Source organism: Blautia sp. Sow4_E7 (assembly GCF_052116245.1).
Taxonomy (GTDB): Bacteria; Bacillota; Clostridia; order Lachnospirales; family Lachnospiraceae; genus Blautia_A.
The window spans coordinates 1-1631 of the sequence record NZ_JBQKLL010000106.1 but is presented as its reverse complement, the minus strand read 5'-3'; the positions used below and the strand labels follow the sequence as shown (position 1 = coordinate 1631).

The window sequence follows — 1631 nt, the reverse complement described above, 5'->3', positions numbered from 1 at the left end:
CCTCCTGTGGTGTTTTTCGTGAAAAGTGTGAAACACACTTTTTACACTTTTCACACCATTATCTCATCTTTTGGAGACGCAAGGAAGTTGACTGGTTATTCACCATTTACGTATAAAATGTCAAAAGCTACAGAAATTGTGTCAAAAATGACATGGAAAAACCAATTTCGACAAAAATGTTGCTATAATCGACATTATGTATACAAATTAGAAAATTACTGATATAATAAACACATCCTAAGAGAAAGGAGCGAGACGGATAGTGGCAGTGCAAAAGTTAGATGCCATCGATGGAATGAATCAGAGACAGAACAAATGCTTTTTTACATCTTATCCTGAGATGAATGAAGTGTTAAACAGATTTACAGCAGAAGCAGAAGCAGACGATATCTGGACATCTGCCGAGGTTCAGGAGCTTAAGGAAAATCGATCAGGTAATCGACTTTGCCAGATAGTTAGCATGGCCCTTGATACAGCGAAGTCAAATTGTATTGAGACCACACCCCCACGGGGACGCTACATCAGAATCCGTTGCCGGGACATGCAGGAGCAGACACTGATTAAGATTCAGTATTCCTGTGAGGACCGCATGATCCGGGAATTCGATAAGGGAATCATCAAGATGCGTGACCTGATCGATTCTGTAGGCGGCTACTTGAAATTTCAGCTCGACGGTGACAAAGGAATCATCAAAATCGCCGTCCCCGACAACTGAAATCCCGAGACGCTTCGAGATCTTAAAAATGAAAAATAATTAATAGGAGGCTTTAAAATGTTTAAGAAAGCGAAAAAGAACAAAAAAGGTTTTACATTGGCTGAGCTGCTTATTGTTGTAGCTATTATCGCGGTGTTGGTGGCTATTAGCATTCCGATTTTTACTAGTCAGTTGGAGAAATCTAGAGAAGCTACAGACCTTGCAAATGTGAGAGCTGCTTATGCCCAGATTTCCGCAGCTGCTTTATCAGAAGATGATGCACCTGCAAATACAACTAATACCACTTTTTCTAGAACTGGATCACAGAATGCATATGTATATACAGCAGAAGTAACCATGAACCAAAAAGAAGGTGGTTGGAAAACTGCTAATGCACTTAGCTCTGTTGCTGGTGTTACTGCAACTGGTTCTGTTACTGCAAGCGGGAAATGTACAATAACTGTTACAGAAGCAACTGGTGCTTGCACAATAAAATATGAATAAGAAGGACAGGGGACGGTTCTCTGTCCTGATTCTCAAAACTTAACTCGAAGGACAAGGGGACGGTTCTCCGTCCCAGTTCTCACAACATATCCCAACCACCAAGCACCCGGGAAGGCAAGGTAGTTGATTAAAAATCATTCATGAATGAAAATCGAGAGGCCGTCACATCGACGAATCAAACGTTGGTGTGACGGCTTCTTCTCGTCTCTGGGAGAAATTTCTGAGTTGCTGACACTGTATCAAAAAGCCAAATTGGGAGAGAATTTCCAAAATCTGATGACGTTATTTATTTCGTTTGCCGAGGGCATTTTTTGTCTTGTCAAACGTATATGGTAAATAACTGGTCCTCCCCAAAAAGATATGCCAGCCCAAAGGCTGGCATGGAGCTTTACCTTGATTTAGTTTTTCGACAGTGATCCGGCAGTTCTTCAGA

2 protein-coding genes are annotated in these 1631 nt (G+C 41.4%); both read left to right on the top strand.

Annotation, left to right across the window (positions count from 1 at the left end):
- The first annotated feature begins 262 nt into the window (after positions 1 to 262).
- Positions 263 to 715 carry a hypothetical protein gene (locus tag ACTQ50_RS19530; protein ID WP_295309206.1) on the top strand — a complete coding sequence of 151 codons (453 nt, stop codon included), beginning with the start codon at positions 263 to 265 and terminating at the stop codon, positions 713 to 715.
- Positions 716 to 772: 57 nt separating this feature from the next.
- A complete protein-coding gene (locus ACTQ50_RS19525; protein ID WP_441485545.1) occupies positions 773 to 1198 on the top strand; it encodes a type IV pilin protein in 426 nt (141 codons plus the stop codon).
- Positions 1199 to 1631 lie beyond the last annotated feature (433 nt).

Bases quoted from the DNA above. Each gene is read 5' to 3' on its own strand.
- ACTQ50_RS19525 (WP_441485545.1), top strand. From the start codon at position 773: ATGTTTAAGAAAGCGAAAAAGAACAAAAAAGGTTTTACATTGGCTGAG.